We start from the raw sequence: 19,856 nt of genomic DNA, 5'->3' as shown, positions 1-19,856 counted from the left end.
GCGGTCCATCAGTCGGCAATGTGACATGGATATCACTGCCGATTCTTTTGACCAGCAGGCACGCAAAAAAGGGAGCCGAGGCTCCCTTTTTCTTTGCGGCGGCTATCAGCTGTTGACCGCTGCGTCCTTGACCTTCTTCAGGGCACGGACCTTGACACGCACGGTTGCCGGTTTGGCTTCGAACCACTGGTCTACGCCGGTAAAGGGGTTCTTGCCGAAGCGGCGCTTGGTTGCCGGCACCTTGACCGACGTCACCTTGAAGAGGCCCGGCAGCGTGAATTCACCGGCGCCCTTCTTGTGCAGCGAAGCCACGATGGTGTTCTCCAGATGGAGCAGCACCGCCTTCACCGCCTTGGCGTCGACGGCAGCTTGTTCAGCCAGATGGCTCACCAGGCTCGCCTTGGTGAACGTGTCCTTCAAAGGCTTGAGGGTCGGCGTCGTTGCGGCAGGCTTCTTAGCCGGAGCGGCCTTCTTAGCCGGCGAGGCCTTCTTTGCAGCGGTCTTGGCAGCGGTCTTGGTTTTGGTGGCCATAGTGAGAATAGATGGTTGAGTAAAGTTGACCATTCAATGGAAGCAGCGCTGTGCAGCGCGCTTCGAGCAAGCATAGCAAAGGTTCAGCACCGTGGAGGCGTTATCTAGCCTGTTCGAGGGCCAGGGAGCGCTTATTGCATGCGGTTTGGTCGTTTATCAACCCGTTGAGACACTCCAAGTCGGCACAAGCATGGCCCAACCAAAATCGTCGCGGAACGTGGTGAGCCCCGAAAATCGCGCGCCCGTGCTCGCCCGGCTGCGTCAATCCAAGATGACGCGCTCGACCCATGCGTACGTTCGCGGCAGCACCGTGAAGTTTTACGAGTGGCTGAGCGAGGTGCAGCCGCACACTTTCCCGGAGGGACCCGTTATCTGGATTTGCGGCGATTGCCATGTGGGTAATCTCGGCCCTATTGGCGACGCCTCCGGCGCCACGCGCATACAAATCCGGGATCTGGATCAGACGGTGCTTGGCAATCCTGCGCACGACCTGATTCGGCTTGGCGTGTCGCTGGCGACGGCCGCTCGCGGTTCGGACCTCCCAGGCATCGTGACCGCACGAATGGTGGAAGCGCTGATGTCGGGCTACTTGCACGGCATCGATCCGGATGCTGCGGTGCACCTGCCGCCGCGCCCCGCATCCGTGCGCACAGCCATGAAGGCGGCGACTGCGCGCACCTGGAAGCAACTGGCCCAGGAGCGGCTCGATGGCGCGTCCCCCTCCATTCCTCTGGGGCGTCATTTCTGGCCCCTCTCACGAGAAGAACGGCGCGAACTGAAACAACTCGTGAGCCAGCACGGGGTGGTTGCCCTGGTGGCATGTCTTTACGAAATGCCCGGCGAAGCCTCTGTCCGCATTGTGGACGCGGCGTACTGGGTCAAAGGGTGCAGCTCACTCGGGCAGCGGCGCTATGCCGTCTTGCTTGCGGTCGACCAGGATCGCGGGCCGCGGTACCGGCTGATTGACATCAAGGAAGCGGGGAAGGCCGCTGCACCCAGTGCCTCTGCGGGCGAGATGCCCCGGATCCACGGCGAGCGCGTGGTCACGGGCGCGCGGCGTCTCTCTCCCGACCTCGGAAACCGAATGGCATGGGGGCGCATGCTGGGCAGCAGCTTTTTCATGCGTGAGTTGCAACCGCAAGATCTGAAGTTGTCTGTCGACAAGCTGGAGCACAAGGACGCCACGGTGTTGGCCGCCTACCTGGGGAATATCGTCGGCCTTGCACATGGCAGCCAGATGCCGCGGGATGTCGCGATGGCGTGGCACCGCGAGTTGAAGGCGCGTCACGGCCGATCCATCAATGCGCCGTTCTGGCTCTGGTCTTCGATCGTCGACCTGCTTGGGTTGCACGAACGCCAGTATCTCGAACACTGTCGCGCCTGGGCCGGCTGATCTGCTGCGCCGCATCCATCTACGGGCACAAACGCTGCTATCAACGCTTCCAGGCCATCGTGAGTCAATCAACGATTGCGGATGGCGCTCGGCTGCACAGGTGCGCAGCCCAGACATCAAGGAGGAGGCGCGATGTATGTAGTGATGGGTGCAACCGGACATGTAGGGGCCGCAGTTGCAGAAACGCTGCTGGCAAGCGGAGAAGACGTGACGATCCTGACCCGGCGGCCGGAGCGCGCAGGGCGCTGGCGCGACAAAGGCGCATCGGTTGCGATGGCCGACGTGGAGGACGTCGATTCGCTAAGGGCGGCATTCCGGCGCGGGCGGCGCGCATTTCTGCTCAACCCACCTGCGGATGTTTCCGGCGACACCGACGCGACGGAGCGCCGGACGATCGCCAACATCCTCGCCGCGCTGGAGGATTCAGGGCTGGAGAAAGTGGTGGCGGCGTCAACCTATGGCGCGCGGCCCGGGCAGGGCATCGGCGACCTGACCACGCTGTGGGAGTTGGAGGAGGGCTTGCGTCGCCAGCCAATCCCGGCCGCAATCAATCGTGGCGCCTACTACATGACCAACTGGGCCGGCTTGCTGGAGACGGTTGCGCAAACAGGCAAGCTGCCGAGCATGTATCCCGCCGACATGCCCATGCCGATGGTGGCACCGGTCGACCTTGGCGAGGCGGCAGCGGCGCGGCTTCTGACACCGCTTGACGACGTGGGTGTGCGCTACGTCGAAGGCCCGCAGCGCTACACACCGCGGGATGTTGCGCAGGCGATGTCACGCACGCTCGGTCGCGAGGTAGCGGTTGAAGTTGTGCCGCGAGACCGCTGGGAGGCCATCTACAAGGGGCTCGGTTTCTCCGATGAAGCTGCCCGCGCCTATACACGGATGACGGCCGTAAGCCTGGACGAGGGTTTCGACAAGTCGGGTGACATTGTGCGCGGCCACGTATCGCTGTCGGATTTCATTGCAGCGGCGGCGCATGCGTAATGCCCCCGCAATGACCGCCGTCGCACATTGCTACGCGACGAGATGGACGAGAAGTGCACCGTTCAACCCGGCCACCAGCACGGCCCCCGCCGTGGCCAGCACAATCAGGCACTGACTTGCGGCGTGCTGTCCCATCAAATCGGGCCGGCGCGCCAACCAGATCAGTGCCGCCATGGGAAACGGCACCACCATGCTCAGAATGACCTGGCTGAGCACAAGGGCGCGTGTGACATCCATACCCGCCCCGATGACGATGAACGCAGGCACCATGGTGATCAGCCGGCGTATCCAGACCGGCAAACGCACACGCAGGAAACCCTGCAGCACCATCTGCCCCGCCAGTGTGCCGACCACTGAACTGGACAACCCCGAGGCGATCAGCCCGACCAGAAACACCAGCCCGGCCGATGCCCCGAACAGCGGCGCCAACGTGACGTAGGCGTCCTCAATGCCGGCCACCTCCGCATGTGTGCCGTGAAACGCGCCCGCTGACACCATCACCATGGCCAGGTTGATGCAGCCGGCAGCGGCCAGCGCGGCCACGACCTCGCGGTTGGAATACCGAAGCAGTTGCGACGTCTCCGATGCGCTGCGCGGGCGCACACGCGCATTGACCAGCCCCGAGTGCAGAAAGAGCGCGTGAGGCATCACCGTGGCCCCGACAATCCCCGCCGCCAACATGAACGCGTCGGGCGGCAGCGCTGTGGGCACCAGGGTTTGCCGGAGCGCGGCCGCCCACGAAACGGGCAAGATCCACACTTGGACGATGTAAGAGATACCGATCACGGCCACCAGCGCGCCGATCATCAGCTCGATATGGCGGAACCCGCGCGCCTGCAGCGTCAGCAGCAGATAGGTCGGCACACCGGCGACAACCATGGCGTGCAGCAACGGCATGCCTGTCAGGAGCGCGATGCCCACGGCGGCACCCACGAACTCCGCAAGGTCGGTCGCCATGGCCGCAAGCTCGGCGATCAGCCACATGCCAAGCCCGGCCGGCGCGGGCAGATGCGTGCGACAGAGCTGCGCGAGATTCTGGCCCGTCACAATGCCCACCCGTGCTGAGAGCATCTGGAACAGCATCGCCACCAGGCTGGATGCGAGCACGACCCAGAGCAACTGATATCCGTATCGCGCACCGGCTTCAATGCCGGTGGCGATGTTGCCCGGGTCGGTATACGCCACCGAAACCACCACGGCCGGACCGACAAACGGGATGAACGTGCGCCAGCCACGTCGCCGGCCTTCCAACGCTTCGCGCGCGTGGGCAACGACGCATCGCGATGCAGAGGAGGTGTCGTTTTCAAGCGCGAGACTGTCGTCCATGGAATCTCCGGAATAGATGGCGCAGGGCCCCTCCGCAACGCTCGTACCCGATCGCTCGCAGGCCAGGCGTGCGGCGTGCGATGGAACGGGTGTTGCGGAGGAGGGTGGCGCCATGAAGGCGCTCACCCATTCCCGGAGAACCCCCATGTTCATGCACAACAAGCGATTGCAGTACACCGTTCGGGTCAGCGAAACCAATCCCGGCTTGGCCAACCTGCTGCTGGAGCAGTTCGGTGGCCCGCAAGGCGAGCTTGCTGCCGCCATGCGCTACTTCACGCAAGCCGTCGCCGAAGAAGATGCAGGCCGCAAGGACATGCTCTACGACATCGCGACGGAGGAGCTGAGTCACCTGGAGATCATCGGCACCATCGTCGCCATGCTCAATCGCGGCGCCAAGGGTGAATTGGCCGAAGCGGTGGATGAGCAGGCGGAGCTGTATCGCAAGCTCAATGGCGCCGGTAACGACAGCCATGTGACGCAGGTGCTTTATGGCGGCGGCCCGTCGTTGACGAACTCGGCGGGCGTTCCGTGGACGGCGGCCTATATCGATTCGCTGGGCGAGCCGACGGCGGACTTGCGCTCGAACATTGCGGCCGAAGCACGCGCCAAGATCATCTATGAACGGTTGATCAACGTGAGCGATGACCCCGGTGTGCGCGACGCACTGGGCTTTCTCATGACGCGCGAAGTGTCGCACCAGAAGTCGTTCGAGAAAGCGCTGTATGCCATCAACGGCAACTTTCCCCCGGGCAAGCGGGCGCCGGTGCCTGAGTTCAGCGACGCATATTTCAAGATGTCGCGCGGTGGCCCCATCGTTCAGGCGCCGTGGAATAGCGGCACGGGCCTCGAGCTGGTCTCGGACCCGCCCGTGCCCGTCGACGGCGGGGACGGCAACGCATCGGTCAACCTGACCGACACCGAGCTGGAAGCGCTTGAAGCCATGAAGACGCGCCTGGCGTCGGATCCGGCTGTCGATCCGACGACCGGCGCGGAGCTTGGTGAAACGAAGGCGTAACGTCCACGTAACGACCGCACCCAGGCCCGGATGCTGCGCCGCTCGGGCCTGGACATTGCGTCTACGCCAGGCACTGGCTGTTTCAAGCTCGAACAGGCATGGAGACGCTCATGCATATGCAAGAACTGCTTGCGATCGCGGCGCTCACTCTTGCCGTGATTGCCATGTATTCCCTCGCCCGCGGCTTGCCCGCCGGGGTGTTCGAAGCGGGCGCGCAACCTCTCGCGTCGATGTATTCAGGACTCAACCCGCCGCCCCCTTTCTTGAACGGAAGACGATGATGGCGAGCGATGCAAGGCACGAAGGCGAGGTGCGGTTCGAATGTGCCGGCCATACCGTTGCTGTCAGCGCGGAGCAAGACGCACAAGGCGTCTGGGTGCCGCGCATCTCTGTCGCAAACGGTGAGCGCCAGTTCCAAATCCGGGAAATATCCCAGACGTGGCGCGGCTGGCATACCGAAGGCGAAGCCATTCGCGACGGCATGGAACAGGCCCGCTTGCTGCTCACGCATGAGCGGCCTTGAGTTCGGTGCTCTAAGCGCTGGGCCTACGGCTGAAGCGGCCAGACGCGGTCGTCAATCACTCCATAGAGCGCTTCGCCCGGCGCAACGGGTGCGGTCCACAACCCTGTGAACTCGCCGAACGCGGGTAGCAGCGCTCCGCTTTGCCCGAAGCGGAAGCACGGCAGCCGGAGCCGGTCTTTCCCGCGTCCGCTGATGACGATGCCTGGGTGCACGTGGCCCGCGATGACGTAGCGATCGGGCACCACCTGCGGCTCATGGCATAGCGCGAAGGGGCCGATTGCCCACGGTTCTTCCACCACGTTGAATCGCAGGGCCGCAGGCGGGTCGCCCGCATGGCGGTCGTGGTTGCCGCGGACCAGTGTGCAGGCTACCTCTGCGTGTCGTGTGCGCCAGGCGACGAGCGCGTCGATGGCCGCGTGCGCCTCGCGTGCGTGCAGCAGGTCGCCCAGCCACGCGATATGTGCGGCGGGCAGCCGCTCCAGCATGGCATCCAACCGGGCAACGGCCTGGACGGTGCTTCCTGCAGGCACCGGAACGCCGCGCGCGCGGAACGTCGCCGCCTTGCCGAAGTGCGCATCGGCCACCATCAGCATGCGTTGCGCGGGCCACCAGAGCGCGCGTTCGGGCAGCAGCCATACGGTCTCGCCCGCGCAGTGGATGACGAGGTCTTGGAGTGCGGTCATAGCAGTGGCAGCGGCTTCGATGTCGTGCGTGGCCGGCGGGTGCGGCGGCTGGACTTGCCCGCCGTGTCGGGCGATTCAGTCAGGCGCAAGGCGGCCTGCACGTCTGCATCGATCACCGGCCGTGTTGCGGCATCCGGATCGGTCGGCTCGGGGCCTGCCGCGCGCTCGGCTTCGGCCAGCATGCGGGCGATCCGATCGGCGAGTTTCTCGGTCGAGAGCTGCTCGCGAAAACGCTCCACCGTCAACGGAAAGCCGAACGGCGAAGGCCGGGTCAGCGCGCGCAGTTCAAGCCGCAAACCACGCATGCGGATGAGGGCGGATTCAATGCGGTCCAGGTCCAGCTCCTGGCGCAGCACTTCCGTTTCTGCTTGCGAGAGCAGCAGGTTGCCGGGGTCGTGGCGCCGGAACACTTCATAGAACAAGCCGGACGACGCCTGCAACTGGCGCGCGCTCTTGTGTGCGCCGGGGTAGCCCTGGAACACCAGCCCCGATACGCGTGCGATCTCCCGAAAGCGGCGTTGCGCCAGTTCTCCGGCGTTGAGGCTGGCCAGCACATCCTGCATGAGCGTGTGGGTGGAGAAGAGTTCGCCGCTGGCAAGCAGCGCGGGCCAGTCGATGGGCGTGGCCGACAGGAGTTCGAGGCCGTAGTCGTTGAACGCCAGGGAGAACGTGGCCGGTGTGCGATTGGCTGCGCGCCAGCCTAGCAAGCTTGCCAGCCCCAAGTGCGCATGCCGCCCGGCAAACGGGTAGAGAAACAGATGCCAGCCCTCGCGGGAGTGCAGGGTTTCGGCCACCAGCGTTGCCGTGGTTGGCAGTGCAGACCAGCGCGCCTGCAGCTCCAGCAGCGGGCGTGCGGCTTCCATTTCGGGGCTGTCGAAACGCGCATGCGCCGCTGCATCGAGCTGCGCGACCACCGCGTGCGCCAGCTCGGTAGAAAGTGGCATGCGACCGCCGTTCCAGCGTGGCACGGCAGCGCGTTTGCCGGTGGCACGCCGCACATAGGCCGTCATGTCCTGCACGCGCACCAGCTCCAGCAGGCGGCCCGCAAACAGAAAGTTGTCGCCGGGGCGAAGCCTGGCAATGAACCCTTCCTCAATCGAGCCCAGCGCACCGCCGCCGGATGCGCGCCACCAGCGCACAGTCATCGTTGCATCGCTGACGATGGTGCCGATGCTCATGCGGTGGCGCCGTGCGAGCCGTGCATCGGGCACGCGCCAGATGCCGTGTTCATCTGGCGTGACGCGGTGGTAGTCGGGATATGCGGTGAGCGAGTGGCCGCCTTGTCGCACGAAGTCGAGCGCCCATTGCCACTCGTCGTCGCGCAAGTCTCGGTAGGCCCAGGCGCGGCGCACTTCTTCCAGAAGCGCGTTGGGCACGAAGCCGCCGCCCAGCGCCACCGTCACCAGATGCTGGACCAGCACATCGAGCGGCTTGTGCGGCGAGGTGCGGGCTTCCACGTGGCCCGACACGGCGGCTGCGCGTGCGGCCGCGCCTTCCACGAGTTCAAGGCTATGCGTGGGCACCACCGTTACGCGAGAGGGCCGGCCCGGCGCGTGGCCCGATCGCCCAGCACGCTGCAACAGCCGCGCCACGCCCTTGGGCGAGCCGATCTGCAGCACGCGTTCCACCGGCAGAAAATCGACGCCCAAATCCAGGCTCGACGTGCAGAACACCGCTTTGAGCATGCCTTGCTTGAGCCCGGTCTCGACCCAGTCGCGCGTTGAGCGGTCCAGTGAGCCGTGATGCAACGCAATCAGCCCCGCCCATTCCGGCCGCGCATTGATGACGGCCTGGTACCACAGCTCCGCTTGCGAACGCGTGTTGAGAAACACCAGCGCGGTGGTGGCACTTTCCAGCTCTTCCAGCACGTGGGGCAGCATCGCCATACCCAGGTGCCCGGCCCATGGAAACCGGCCTACACCGTCGGGCAGCAGCGTATCGATCTCCATGCGCTTGGGCAGATGGCCTTGCACCAGCGTGCCGGCGGCGGGCGTCGTCGCATCGCCCAGCGCGTCCATGGCTTCCGCCAGGTTGCCCAGCGTGGCTGAGAGGCCCCACACGACTAGCCCCGGTGACCACGTGCGCAGCCGCGCCAGCGCCAACTGCACCTGCACGCCGCGTTTGTTGCCCACCAGTTCGTGCCATTCATCGACGACGACCACCCGCACAGAGCCCAGGGCTTCACGCGCATCGGCGCGCGCGAGCAGCAACGACAGGCTCTCGGGCGTTGTCACCAGGGCGGTGGGCAAACGGCGCGATTGCGCGGCACGCTCGGCACTGCCGGTGTCGCCGGTGCGCTGCCCGAGGGTCCAGTGCGGCGCCAATGCCTGTGCGGCGTCGGTCAATGCGCGTGTGGTGTCGGCCGCCAGCGCACGCATGGGTGTAAGCCACAGCACCGACAACGGCGGCGCGCCGCTGCGCCCGCGCACTTGCGCCAACCGTTGCAGCGCACCGAGCCAGACGGCATAGGTTTTCCCCGCACCCGTGGTGGCGTGCAGCAGGCCTGATTCGCCGCGCGCCATGGCCGACCACACGGCGCGCTGGAACGGCATTGGCTCCCAGCCGCGAGCGGCAAACCATGCATCAAGATCGGGCATTGCGGGTTCGTTCATGACGGCGGCAGCAGGCTTTCCAGCGTCTGCAAGGTATCAGCTTCGGCAACGGGCTTGTCATGGCGCCAGCGCAGCATGCGCGGAAACCGCACAGCGATGCCGCTCTTGTGGCGCGCGCTGCGTGCAATGCCTTCAAAGCCGAGTTCGAACACCAGCGTGGGCGCTACGCTGCGCACTGGGCCGAAGCTCTCCACCGTGGTCTTGCGGATCAACGCGTCGACCTGGCGGATCTCTGCGTCGCTCAGGCCGGAGTACGCCTTGGCAAAGGGCACCAGCTTGCGCTCCGGCACGTCGGGCGGTGCATCCCATACGGCGAAGGTGTAGTCGGTGTACAGGCTCGCGCGCCGGCCGTGGCCACGCTGCGCATAGATCAGGACGGCATCGACCGAGAACGGATCGATCTTCCATTTCCACCACACGCCCACATCCTTGGTACGGCCGACGCCGTAGCGCGCGTCGCGCCGCTTGAGCATCAGCCCCTCCACGCCAAGCTCGCGGGAGGCTTCACGCTGCTGCGCAAGATGCTGCCAGTCGTCGCCTTGAAGCAACGGAGACAGCTCCAGCGCCGGATGGATGCATTCGGCAATCACACGTTCGAGTTGCGCGCGCCGTTCGCTTTGCGTGCGCTCGCGCAAATCCTGCCCTTGCCATTCGAGCAGGTCATACACCAGCAGCACGGCTGGCGCCTCTCGCAGCACGCGCGCGTTCAGCGTTTTGCGGCCGATGCGTTGCTGAAGCAGCGCAAACGGCTGGACGCGGCCCGCTTGCCACACCACGATCTCGCCATCGAGCACGGTACCGGAGGGCAAGACCTCCGCCATGGCGGACAGCTCGGGAAAGCGATCGGTGATGAGTTCCTCGCCGCGCGACCACAGCCATGCGCTGTCGGCCCGGCGCACGAGTTGCGCGCGGATGCCATCCCACTTCCATTCGATTTGCCATTCAGCAGGCGCGCCGAGCACGGTGTCGAAAGCGTCCACTTCGGCCTGCAGCGGATGCGCAAGGAAGAAAGGATATGGGTGCCCGGTATCGAGCGCGTGGCCGTCGACACTGGCATCGGCCAGCAGCGCGCGATAGCGCTCGGGCGTGGGTGCCTGGCCGATGTCGGTATAGCCCATCAGCCGTTGCGCGACGTGCTTGGGGTCGGTGCCGCCCACTTCGGCCAGCGCGCGCGTGACCAGCAGTTTTGACACCCCCACACGAAACGCCCCGGTCATCAACTTCATCAACACCAGCCGCGCTTGCAGCGGAAGGCCCCGGCACAGTTCCGCAAGGCGAGGCAGTACCAGCTCGGGCGGCTGACCGCGCAATGGCAGCAAACGCGTTTCCATCCACTCGGCCAGGGTGGCGTCGTCTGCGTGATCCGCATCGGGCAGGACGAGGGCGATGGTCTCAGCCAAGTCGCCCACGGCTTGGTAGCACTCCTCAAACAGCCAATCCGGCAAGCCGGATGTGGTCTGCGCAAAGCTGGCGAGCACGCGCACGGGCACCAACTGGCGGGGCTTGCCGCCAGCGAGGAAGTAGACCGCCCAGGCGGCGTCGGCATCGGGCGCGGTGCGCAGATATGCCACCAGTGCGGCCAGCTTGCCGTTGCTCGACGTGGTGGCGTCGAGCTGCGCGTACAGATCGGCAAAGGCTCTCATGGCGCGGGCGGATCCACTGGCGCGGACGTGTCGCGTGCTTCGGCTGCATCGCCTTCTTCGCCGTCGTCGCCATATTCGGTGGCGAAGGCGCGCGCATCCAGGCCACGCTCGCACAGCCAGCGCACCATCGGGGCCACTTGCCCGTGCGTGACATAGACCCGCGTGGCACCTGTGGCGTCAATGGCCTGTAGCAAGCCGGGCCAGTCGGCATGATCTGACAGCACGATGCCGCGATCGACGCCGCGCCGCCGACGCGCCCCGCGAAGCAGCATCCAGCCGCTGGCAAACGCATCGGCATAGTCGCCAAAACGGCGCATCCACGGCGTGCGTTGTGCGGATGGCGGGGCCAGCACGAGCGCGCGTCGCAAGTCTGCACGCGGCACGTCGGTCACAACTTGCGTGGGTTGGAGCGCAACGCCCGCGTGCCGATAGGCGGCGTCTAACTGCAGCATGGCGCCGTGCGAAACAATCGGCCCAATGCCGGTATCGAGCCCCGAGAGAATGCGCTGTGCCTTGCCGAACGCGTAGCAGAACACAACGCTTGCGCGGCCCGCCTCGGCATTGCCGCGCCACCAAGCGTTGAGTTGCGCAAAGATCTCGGTCTGCGGGCGCCAGTGGTAGATCGGCAGTCCGAAAGTGGATTCGGTGATGAAGGTATTGCAGCGCACGGGCTCGAACGGTGTGCAGGTGCTGTCCGCCTCGACCTTGTAGTCGCCGGACACGACCCACACGTCACCGCCATATTCCAGCCGCACCTGCGCAGACCCCAGTACATGCCCTGCCGGATGAAAGCTCAACCGGACCCCGTGATGGACGATGGATTCACCGTACGGCAGCGTCTGCAGGGGGATGTCGGCCCCCAGCCGCGCGCGCAGCACGCCCGCCCCCGGAGCGGCAGCCAGGTAATGCTGGTGCCCGACGCGGGCATGGTCACTGTGAGCGTGCGTGATGACGGCACGGTCAACCGGGCGCCATGGGTCAATGTAGAAGTCGCCTGCCGGGCAGTACAGGCCGCTGGGCGTTGTCACGATCAGGTCTGCCGCGCTGGTCATCGCTCGCTCTCATTGGGTGCCCCTATCTGACGCCTGCGCCAGCGTTAACGCAATGGCTGCTTGCGCACGGGCTCGCCGCGCATGTCGGCCGGGCCGCCGGGGCCTGCTGCGGCATTGGTGCCCGAAGGATCATGGCTGCCGCCAGGCTCGCGCGATCCTACGGGCGTGTCCGTAGCCAGTGGGTCAGACGATTTTGGCGCAGATGCCGGCATGGTGTCCGGATACCGTGACAAGGAGTGTTTTGCCGTCTTAGGTTGAGCCGCTGGTGCGGCGTCTGGCGATGCCGGATGCGGGGCAACGGGCTGTGCGAGCGAAAGCGCGCTGCCAGTCGTCGATACCAGGAAGAACAGCCAACCCGCTGCTGTTCGCTTTGTCACTCGTAATGCGTGATGCATGCGTGGCCTCCGTTGCGCTCCCGTGGCGGAAGCAGCCGGCATGCCCGGTCTGGTGATCGGTGGGTGCGGTGCAGTTAGCTTCGCGGCCCGCGGCGCCGGTTTACCATGTCTTCAATGGTGGGAAAAAGGGTCGGTCGGCAGCCTCGGGGCAGTTCAGAAGTTGATCTGTATCAGCCAGCGAAGGCCAGCATTGGCGTACCGTGAAGCCTATTAGAAAGAGCCATCCAATAGGCTAAAACGGGGAAACGTCATGCTTGAACATCAACCGGAGGAGGTGGTCGCCGCCACCCTTTGGGAACTGGAGTCCTCTGTGTCCGATGCGCTACCCAGAGGCGCGCTCGTCAGCTCTGCTCGTACCAATTGCGGCGGCTACGACGTCGCAGCGAGGTGGACGATGTCGACACTCCGTGGCAATCGGCAGGAATGTACGTTGGCAGTGCATTTCAGCTTGGCCGAGGCGAAGGCGTACTGCCGATTGAATCATCCGAGACGGGAAGAGATTCGCCGGCGGGTGGGCGAATGGCTGTGCGTCCAGTTGGAGTTCCGTGGCTCGGAGCCGTGCGCAGACACAGGCTACGACTTGGCGCTCACCGTGCCCAACGCATTCTTCGTCGACGAGAGAGACGCCATCCGCGTAGGCCGTGAAGACCGGGAACACGATTTTTCGCTCCATCGGGGCGCATCACAGCCGCCATTGACGTGAGGGCCGCCGATTGGCGCTCTAAACGCCGGTTCGTTGTGCGCCGTCAACGCATGGAGTTACACAGCAGCTACCTTCGAATGGCGGTCCGTCAATGTGGGCACGCGGGAATACGGAGGCCTTATGCGCGAGCGGATCAACGAAGTCGAAAGGACTTGTCTACGTGAACTCCAAGATGCGCTCACAGAGACGCTGCCCCGTCGCGCCGTCTTGCGGCTTGAAGGGGATGAACTGGACGGAATAGATGTACACGCGTGGTGGATCGTGGAAGGCCCGCAAGGCGACAAGCAGGTCAATTCGATTTCATTCCACCTGACGGAGTTGATGTTGCAAAGCTACTTTCACCAGTCCGTCGACGCCCGTGCAAGTACATGCCGACGATTGAAGGATTGGGCGAGCTGGGCGCTCGAAGGCGCAGAAGAGACGGACGACAACGAGATGGGCTTCGATATCTGCGCGGTCGTACCCGGAGGCATTTTTCATCCAAGCGTCGACGCACAACGGCCATGACATCTCGGTGGCGGGGTGGTACCGGCTTGCGTCGGTGTTCAGGATGTAAGCGTTGGATGACTGCGTTATGCAGCGCACTTCTCAGACTGAGCGCTGAAGGAAGACGCCAATCGACTGGCGATTCACTTTCTCGTCGGACAGACGTTACGGCTTGTCAGTGGTTCTGGCACTTGGGATTGCGATAACTCCTCATCATGCGTGGGCGAACGTAGGTTACGTGGTCAAGCGCGAGAGCGCGAGCATTGCCGTGCGTCGGTGCTGCTCGCGCTGCAGCTTTCCAATTAGAACGTGATGGCCACTGGCGTCGTGTGGTCGTTTCCGACATAGGCCGGTGCAAGGCAATTTTGGCCGTCGCACTCCGCGGACTTCACGTTCCCTTGAACTTGTGTCTGCCACGAACCTGCTTCGATCTCATGGCGCCATTGCAGCGTGCCACCAGAGCTGAGGCTCCACATGACGTTCTTCCAAGCGTTCGTACAGTCGGATCCGAAAGCGTTACTGTCGGTGATATTGAAGTACCCCGGTACACCGTTCCTGACGGTGTAAGAAGCAGGACCGGCATCGTGCATGCATTGGCTCGCCGTCTTCGTCATGGTGATGTCTGAACCGGTGTTATTCAACAAGATGAGCGTGTAGGTAGCAGACTTGTTGATGGGGCCTCTCTTCTTATTCTTCTCGGCCAGTGCTTGGCCTCCGACGCCAAGAAGGGCTACGACCATAACGGCAACAACGACTTTCATATGGGCTGCTTTCATTTCACGACCCTCGCGCTTGGTGGTGAGTTTGCTGTGCGATGGGCGATGCAGTGAGAGCGGTGTGGGCACATCACAGCCGCCACAAGCAGCAGACTAGGAAACTTCTGATCCGCCGCCCCGTGAAAGATTTTTAGTTCTGATGTCGAGCGTTGGCTGCGAGCGAGCACAACGAGAAAGAAGGAAACCCAAAGCGTTTACCTTCTCGCAACACTTCCTTGGTCTTCGAGTTTGTTCGGCTGGATATCGAACTCCACCGAGGTAGTGAACCCGCTGTCATTCACGTTGTGAACGACGCGTTCCATCGACCAACCCGTGCTGTCGATCTGCAGCTTCCACCCGCTCACCTTTGCATGTAGCGACGGAAACAACTCAGCCCGCCCACGCGCCAGCGTGATGTTGAACGTGGCCACCCCACGTTGAATCTTCTGCCACTCGGCCCGCGCTGCACGCTCGGCGTTGGACTTTGAAGCGTACGTGTGTCGCAGCACCTTCACGTTGTCGGGGTTCGGGGCGGCCTGCGCCGTCTCCTGCTCCGATCGGCAACGCTGAATGTATGCGCATCGCCCGACGCGCGCGTGATGTCGACGGTTGGCAGCAGCAGGCGCGAACCGCTGGCCGGCTCGCTGGCGGGGATGAAAAGCAGCGTGCCGTTTTTGACGGTCGCAATGGCGTCGAACTCTTTCGCCAAGCGAGAGAGAAAGTTGGCGTCTGACTCGCCGGTCTGGTCGACGTGAACAATGACCTGGCCAGCGAGCTTCTTGCCCACCAGTCAGGTGAACTTGTTGCGCTTTCCTTTCTCGCCGATCCGATATTTGAGATGCCGCCACTTGCCGCCAGAGGGCGACACTTCGAGGTAGAGGCCGTTGCCATCGAACGGGCGTTGCAGCTTGTCGGTGGGCCTGGCGCTTCGAATTGCGATATCAGTTAGTGACATCTGGGGGCAACTCATTTTGGGGGACCAAAGTTGCCCCCAATGTTGCCCCCAGAATTGTCGCGCTGCCAACGAATGGCAATGGACGACAGCAGGCGAAAATCGCCCGCAAAGCTTGGTAATGCCGCGATTCTTGAGTTTTGTTGTTCCTCAATAAATCATCAGATGGTGGGGCGTACAGGATTTGAACCTGCCTGCCTGCGCCGGTAAACCGCCGCCGCTCGACCCATGAGCTACCGCCCCGCCTTCACTATATCGACCCTTCCTGAGGAAACCCGAGTCGGGACATCCCCCTAGCCGGATCGGCCAGTGCGCCGCTGCGGCGCAGGCATCCGGATGCTCTACCCCGGAATGATTCTGCGCAGGCGCAAGTCGTCGAAGATGCGCATGAACATCGCTTCCGTCTCCACGTATTCGTGAAAACCAAAGCGGCGTGCCTTGGAGCCGTCACCGAACATGTCGTAGTCCCACGAGAAGACGAAGTCGGCAAAGCGCCACGAAGACACATCGCGGTAGGGCGTGTTCGCCAAATCATGTTTGGCGATCATGCTTTGCCAGAGCGGCGCCTTGTCGGCCATGACCGTGTCGAGCGACAAGGGCAGTGGCGGGGCGACTTCCAACGCAAAGTAACTGGCGATCTTGGGCCACATTTCGCTCCAGCGGAACAGGTCTCCGTTGTTGATGTTGAAGGCCTGGTTGGCGCAGCGCGGGTCGGTGGCGGCCCACACGGTGGCGCGGGCAAGCAGGCCGGCATCGGTCATCTCCAGCAGGTGGTCATATGCGCCGGGTTTGCCGGGAAAGCGCAGCGGCAGGCCCAGTTCTTTCGATATCGACGCGTACATGGCGATGGCCACGGCAAGGTTCATTGGATTGCCCAGCGCAAAGCCGCCAACCACCGACGGGCGGATTGCCGACCATGTCCACGCCTTGCCCCGTTGGCGCGCTTCCAGAAAGGTCTGCTGGTCGAACATGAATTCGGGTGGCATGAAATGCGCATCCGTTTCGCGCGCCGGGGTTTTGAACGGCCCGAGGTGACCACCGTAGACCTTGTAGCCCTGCATCAGGCTGATGTGCGCGAGGTGGGGCGATGCGGCTTCCATCGCGTTGACCACGTTGGTCAGCATGGCGAGATTGGGCGGCACCAGTTCGGCCCAGGTCGGGCGGTCCTGATAGGCGGCGTAGAAGATGTGAGTGACGTTGCCGAGCGCGCCGAGCTTGGTGTGCGTGTCGGCCGTGTCGAGCAGGTCGACGGCGATGTGCTGGATGCGCTCGGTCGATTCTCCGCCGCGGCGTGACAAGCCCACGATGCGCCAGTCGTCCAATGTGGCGAGGTGCTTGATCAAGTTGCGTCCGATCACGCCCTGTGCGCCCACGACGAGCGCGACTTTGTCCTGTGCAGTCATGTTGGTGTTGGGTTGAACCACGAATCAGCAATGACCCCCAGTATGAGAACGCTCGGATCTGTGCGATAGACTGCCTGTAAGCACAACATCTATGAATTGAAATCACAATGTCGCGGCTCGATGTCAATCGCTTTGGCGAGATGGAAGTCTTTGTGCGGGCGGTGGAAGAGGGCGGTTTCTCCGCGGCGGCGCGCGCCTGCCGGATGACGCCGTCGGCGGTGAGCAAACTGGTGGCACGGCTGGAAGCCCGACTGGGCGCGAGACTGGTGAACCGTTCCACGCGGCGCTTTCAGCTCACGCCCGAGGGCATGGCGTTCTATGAACGCAGCGTGGCGGTACTGGCCGATCTGGACGAGGCCGAGCGTGAGGCTTCCGCCGGGGCGCAGCCTTCAGGGCGCTTGCGCATCAATTCCAATGTGCCGGTCGGCACGCATCTGCTGCTGCCGATCGTGCCGGCGTTTCTGGCGTGCCATCCGGAAGTGTCGCTCGACGTTGCGCTTACGGATCGCGTGGTCGACCTGCTGGAAGACCGCACCGATGTTGCGCTGCGTAGCGGCCCGCTGAAGAGTTCCCGGCTGGTGGCGCGCAAGCTCGGGCAGACGCGCTTGATGGTGGTGGCATCGCCCGCCTATCTGGCCCGCGCCGGCACACCGCGCACGCCGGCCGATTTGGCAAACCACAACTGCCTGGCGTTCAGCTATGTGCGGGCCGCCAACGCGTGGCCCTTTATCAAGCGGGGTCGCCGCACCGAATTCACCCCACACGGCAACACGCAGATCAGCGATGGCGAGGCGCTGCGCGCCGTGGTGGTCGCCGGGCTGGGTTTGGCCCGCCTGGCCGAGTTTCAGGTGCGCGCCGATCTGGATGCGGGCCGTCTCGTCCCCGTGCTGGAGGATTACAACCCGGGCGAGACCGAAGACATCCACGCCGTCTATGTCGGTCAAGGGGCACATCTGCCGGCGCGCGTGCGAGCGTTTCTGGATTTCCTGGTCGCCCACGTAAAGGTTGCCTAGGCTTTTGTTTCCCCACGCTGGAAGGGCATGGCCTTCACATTCGCGAAACCCTTCAAGTTGCCAAATGCCGTGCCGTTTACCGCCACATAACGTGTGCTTGAACGGGGGAAGACAATGTCGCAGCACGAAGTCGATGAACGGACCAATTTGACGAACAACAACCGCTTTGAACTGTTGTTGTTTCGCCTGGGCGAATCTGCGCGCTCCAACCAGCGCGAGATGTTCGGCATTAACGTGTTCAAGGTGCGCGAGATCATGGTCATGCCGCCTGTGACGCATGTGGCGGATGCCGGCGCCCATATCCTGGGCGCGGTCAATGTGCGCGGCCAGATCATTCCCGTGATTGACCTCGCCAGCGTGATCGGCACCAAAAACGGCAATGCCAACATCCTGCTGATTACCGAATATGCGCGCTCCACCCAAGGCTTTGCGGTGGAAGAAGTGGACGAGATCGTGCGCCTGGAGTGGAGCCAGATCTTCCCGGCCGAGGCGAGCGTGGGCAGCAGCAACATCACCAGCCTGGCGCGCCTGGACGGCAACGCCGACAACTCGCGTCTGGCACAGGTGATCGACGTCGAACAGATTCTGGTGGATGTGTTCCCGACCCGCCGTACCGATCTGGCGCCCGACAATGACGAGCGTCCGATCAAGCTGCCCCCGGGCGCCAAGCTGCTGGTGGCGGATGACTCGGGCCTCGCGCGCTCGCTCATCGCCAACGGTCTGGAAGCGATGGGCACACCGTACGTGATGACCAAGAGCGGCCAGGAAGCGTGGGACACCCTGCAGAACATCGCACGCGATGCGGCCCGCGAAGGCAAAACTGTGCGCGACAAGATCGCGCTGGTGCTGACCGATCTGGAAATGCCCGAGATGGACGGGTTCACGCTCACACGCAAGATCAAAACCGAGCCGGCATTCCAGTCGATTCCGGTGGTGATTCACTCCTCGCTGTCGGGCTCGGCCAACGAAGACCACGTGCGTCGCGTCGGCGCCAACGGCTACGTCGCCAAGTTTGAAGCGAACGAACTCGCGCAGGCCATTGCTTCTGCGCTGGGCTAAGCAGTCAGGCCCTGGCGGCGTGCGATGCGCCGCCGGGCATCTGTATCACTTGCGGCTATGGTGATCGCCGCCAAGCGGGTCGACGACGATCATGGTGCGATCAAGCACGCCGTTGTCGTCGAAGAGGGCGTTGAAATGCGCCTGCTGATACCCGAGGACGTACATCCGGTATGACCACGCCTCCCGCTTCATCAGCGGGTAGTACTGCGTTGGCTCGCGCGGCATGCCAAAGCGCTCCGCCACATCATGCTTGGTCCAGACGCCGGGCCGCGCTTCGTAGATTTCCTTTTCAGTCAGCATCTGCCGGAAGTTGGTGAGCTTGCCACTCGCGTCAAAGTCTGCGGCATAGACTTCATGCCCCATCGGCTGCTTGGAATAGATCCAGCGGTGCGTGCCATTTGCCAACTGGTACGTCTCGGTGGGCGCGTCAAACGTCTCGCGTACGGCACTTTCGGGCTGGCCGATCATCTTTTGCGCCGTCTGGATCGGCGAAAGCGCCGCGCATGCGCTCAGCACGAGCGCGACGGCGCTGATCCATCTGCCTGGTCGCATCTGCATGGTGGTTCTCCGGTGTGTGGCCTGTGCTGATGGTAAACACTTCGGGTGCGAGCAATATTCCATCGACCCGCGGTCCAGCAGTCTCTACAACCCGTTTTCCACCATTTCCACCACACGCAATGCAATGGCGCCGGTCTGCTCGGGCGGGCGCCCGCGCAACGGCCCATCGATGATGAGCAGGGCCAGCCCATGCACCGCCGACCATGCGAGGTATTCGGCGCCCGGGCGGCGTTCGGGCGGCAGCACGCCGGCAGCGGTCATCCGGTCCAGCGCCAGGCTCAGCAACTGGAACGGGTTCAGGCCGCTATTGCCCGCCTTGGCTGGGTCCGCATCGTTTTCCACTTCATCGGGCACTGCAAAGGCTGTGCGGAAGAGGCCGGTCTCCGTCTGCGCAAACCGCAGATAACCCACGCCGATGGCGCGTAGCGACGCGCGTGCGCGCGCATCTTCGGGCCACGTCGGGTCGATGGCATCCAGCTCCGCTTCCATGGCCCGAGCCAACGCGGCCAATGCCTCTGCCCGGACGGCCTGCAGCAAGTCCTGTCGCCCCGCGAAGTGCCGGTAGGCGGCATTCGGCACCACGCCCGCGCGGCGCGTGGCTTCGCGCAGCACAATGGCGTCGGGCCCGCCGGCGCGCGCCAGTTCAATGCCGGCGTCGAGCAGCGCGCGTCGCAAGTCGCCATGGCGATACGTGGTGCGCACGGGCGGTCGGGGCGGTTCCTGGGTCATGCAGTGCAACTCCGCAAGTTCTATGTGGACACCGT

General features: G+C 64.0%; 22 protein-coding genes and 1 tRNA gene. 9 read left to right on the top strand and 14 right to left on the bottom strand.

Features of this window, described 5'->3' with window-relative positions; all coding sequences use genetic code 11:
• Positions 1-105 precede the first annotated feature (105 nt).
• Positions 106-531, bottom strand: coding sequence for an HU family DNA-binding protein (locus tag NG898_RS17820; RefSeq protein ID WP_004631552.1), 426 nt, complete (start codon positions 529-531; stop codon positions 106-108).
• A gap of 190 nt (positions 532-721) precedes the next feature.
• Between NG898_RS17820 and NG898_RS17815 the strand changes: the two genes are divergently transcribed.
• Both NG898_RS17815 and NG898_RS17810 read left to right on the top strand, forming a co-directional pair.
• A complete protein-coding gene (locus NG898_RS17815; RefSeq protein ID WP_252693691.1) occupies positions 722-1,924 on the top strand; it encodes a DUF2252 family protein in 1,203 nt (400 codons plus the stop codon).
• An 81-nt stretch (positions 1,925-2,005) separates the two neighbouring features.
• A complete protein-coding gene (locus NG898_RS17810; RefSeq protein WP_313903620.1) occupies positions 2,006-2,914 on the top strand; it encodes an NmrA family NAD(P)-binding protein in 909 nt (302 codons plus the stop codon).
• A 30-nt stretch (positions 2,915-2,944) separates the two neighbouring features.
• Here the strand turns inward: NG898_RS17810 and NG898_RS17805 are convergent, their stop codons facing one another.
• Positions 2,945-4,240, bottom strand: a complete 1,296-nt coding sequence (locus NG898_RS17805; protein ID WP_252693689.1) for an Nramp family divalent metal transporter — start codon at positions 4,238-4,240, stop codon at positions 2,945-2,947.
• A 145-nt stretch (positions 4,241-4,385) separates the two neighbouring features.
• On the opposite strand from NG898_RS17805, the gene NG898_RS17800 reads away from it, so the two are divergent.
• From NG898_RS17800 to NG898_RS17790, 3 genes are all read left to right on the top strand, one after another.
• A complete protein-coding gene (locus tag NG898_RS17800; RefSeq protein WP_252693688.1) occupies positions 4,386-5,255 on the top strand; it encodes a manganese catalase family protein in 870 nt (289 codons plus the stop codon).
• 110 nt (positions 5,256-5,365) lie between these two features.
• Positions 5,366-5,536 (top strand): hypothetical protein, encoded by a 171-nt coding sequence (locus NG898_RS17795; protein ID WP_252693687.1) that lies wholly within the window; start codon positions 5,366-5,368, stop codon positions 5,534-5,536.
• Positions 5,536-5,778, top strand: a complete 243-nt coding sequence (locus tag NG898_RS17790; protein ID WP_252693686.1) for a DUF6566 family protein — start codon at positions 5,536-5,538, stop codon at positions 5,776-5,778. Before NG898_RS17795 ends, NG898_RS17790 begins: the two co-directional genes overlap by 1 nt.
• Positions 5,779-5,801: 23 nt before the next feature.
• Here the strand turns inward: NG898_RS17790 and pdeM are convergent, their stop codons facing one another.
• From pdeM to NG898_RS17770, 4 genes are read right to left on the bottom strand one after another with little or no spacing between them, the layout of a single operon-like run.
• Entirely contained in the window at positions 5,802-6,461 is a 660-nt protein-coding gene (gene pdeM, locus NG898_RS17785) for a ligase-associated DNA damage response endonuclease PdeM (protein ID WP_252693685.1), read from the bottom strand.
• Positions 6,458-9,073, bottom strand: coding sequence for a ligase-associated DNA damage response DEXH box helicase (locus NG898_RS17780; RefSeq protein ID WP_252693684.1), 2,616 nt, complete (start codon positions 9,071-9,073; stop codon positions 6,458-6,460). Before NG898_RS17780 ends, pdeM begins: the two co-directional genes overlap by 4 nt.
• Positions 9,070-10,716 (bottom strand): ATP-dependent DNA ligase, encoded by a 1,647-nt coding sequence (locus NG898_RS17775; protein WP_252693683.1) that lies wholly within the window; start codon positions 10,714-10,716, stop codon positions 9,070-9,072. The genes NG898_RS17780 and NG898_RS17775 overlap by 4 nt, the downstream gene beginning before the upstream one ends.
• Complete coding sequence (locus NG898_RS17770) at positions 10,713-11,768, bottom strand: ligase-associated DNA damage response exonuclease (RefSeq protein ID WP_252693682.1); 1,056 nt, start codon at positions 11,766-11,768, stop codon at positions 10,713-10,715. The genes NG898_RS17775 and NG898_RS17770 overlap by 4 nt, the downstream gene beginning before the upstream one ends.
• Before the next feature lie 645 nt (positions 11,769-12,413).
• On the opposite strand from NG898_RS17770, the gene NG898_RS17765 reads away from it, so the two are divergent.
• Complete coding sequence (locus tag NG898_RS17765; RefSeq protein ID WP_252693681.1) at positions 12,414-12,866, top strand: hypothetical protein; 453 nt, start codon at positions 12,414-12,416, stop codon at positions 12,864-12,866.
• 120 nt (positions 12,867-12,986) lie between these two features.
• A complete protein-coding gene (locus NG898_RS17760; protein ID WP_252693680.1) occupies positions 12,987-13,373 on the top strand; it encodes a hypothetical protein in 387 nt (128 codons plus the stop codon).
• Between the two features lie 281 nt (positions 13,374-13,654).
• Here the strand turns inward: NG898_RS17760 and NG898_RS17755 are convergent, their stop codons facing one another.
• From NG898_RS17755 to NG898_RS17730, 6 genes are all read right to left on the bottom strand, one after another.
• Positions 13,655-14,197, bottom strand: a complete 543-nt coding sequence (locus NG898_RS17755; protein WP_252693679.1) for a hypothetical protein — start codon at positions 14,195-14,197, stop codon at positions 13,655-13,657.
• A gap of 125 nt (positions 14,198-14,322) precedes the next feature.
• A complete protein-coding gene (locus NG898_RS17750; protein ID WP_252693678.1) occupies positions 14,323-14,622 on the bottom strand; it encodes a hypothetical protein in 300 nt (99 codons plus the stop codon).
• Positions 14,619-14,894 (bottom strand): hypothetical protein, encoded by a 276-nt coding sequence (locus NG898_RS17745; RefSeq protein ID WP_252693677.1) that lies wholly within the window; start codon positions 14,892-14,894, stop codon positions 14,619-14,621. The genes NG898_RS17750 and NG898_RS17745 overlap by 4 nt, the downstream gene beginning before the upstream one ends.
• 3 nt (positions 14,895-14,897) lie before the next feature.
• Positions 14,898-15,062, bottom strand: coding sequence for an Arm DNA-binding domain-containing protein (locus NG898_RS26210; protein WP_338001143.1), 165 nt, complete (start codon positions 15,060-15,062; stop codon positions 14,898-14,900).
• 163 nt (positions 15,063-15,225) lie between these two features.
• Positions 15,226-15,302 (bottom strand) — tRNA-OTHER (locus tag NG898_RS17735).
• A gap of 98 nt (positions 15,303-15,400) precedes the next feature.
• Positions 15,401-16,462, bottom strand: a complete 1,062-nt coding sequence (locus tag NG898_RS17730) for an SDR family oxidoreductase (protein ID WP_252693676.1) — start codon at positions 16,460-16,462, stop codon at positions 15,401-15,403.
• 107 nt (positions 16,463-16,569) lie between these two features.
• On the opposite strand from NG898_RS17730, the gene NG898_RS17725 reads away from it, so the two are divergent.
• Together NG898_RS17725 and NG898_RS17720 are read left to right on the top strand one after the other, a co-directional pair.
• Complete coding sequence (locus NG898_RS17725) at positions 16,570-17,475, top strand: LysR family transcriptional regulator (RefSeq protein ID WP_252693675.1); 906 nt, start codon at positions 16,570-16,572, stop codon at positions 17,473-17,475.
• A 114-nt stretch (positions 17,476-17,589) separates the two neighbouring features.
• A complete protein-coding gene (locus NG898_RS17720; protein WP_092971204.1) occupies positions 17,590-18,534 on the top strand; it encodes a chemotaxis protein in 945 nt (314 codons plus the stop codon).
• Positions 18,535-18,579: 45 nt separating this feature from the next.
• Here the strand turns inward: NG898_RS17720 and NG898_RS17715 are convergent, their stop codons facing one another.
• Positions 18,580-19,092, bottom strand: a complete 513-nt coding sequence (locus tag NG898_RS17715) for a hypothetical protein (RefSeq protein ID WP_252693674.1) — start codon at positions 19,090-19,092, stop codon at positions 18,580-18,582.
• 84 nt (positions 19,093-19,176) lie between these two features.
• Complete coding sequence (locus tag NG898_RS17710; protein WP_252693673.1) at positions 19,177-19,821, bottom strand: TetR/AcrR family transcriptional regulator; 645 nt, start codon at positions 19,819-19,821, stop codon at positions 19,177-19,179.
• Positions 19,822-19,856 lie beyond the last annotated feature (35 nt).

Origin of the sequence: Ralstonia mojiangensis, from assembly GCF_023955645.1 — a bacterium.
In the GTDB taxonomy this organism is placed as follows: domain Bacteria; phylum Pseudomonadota; class Gammaproteobacteria; order Burkholderiales; family Burkholderiaceae; genus Ralstonia; species Ralstonia mojiangensis.
This window is presented reverse-complemented; position numbering and strand designations above follow the sequence as displayed.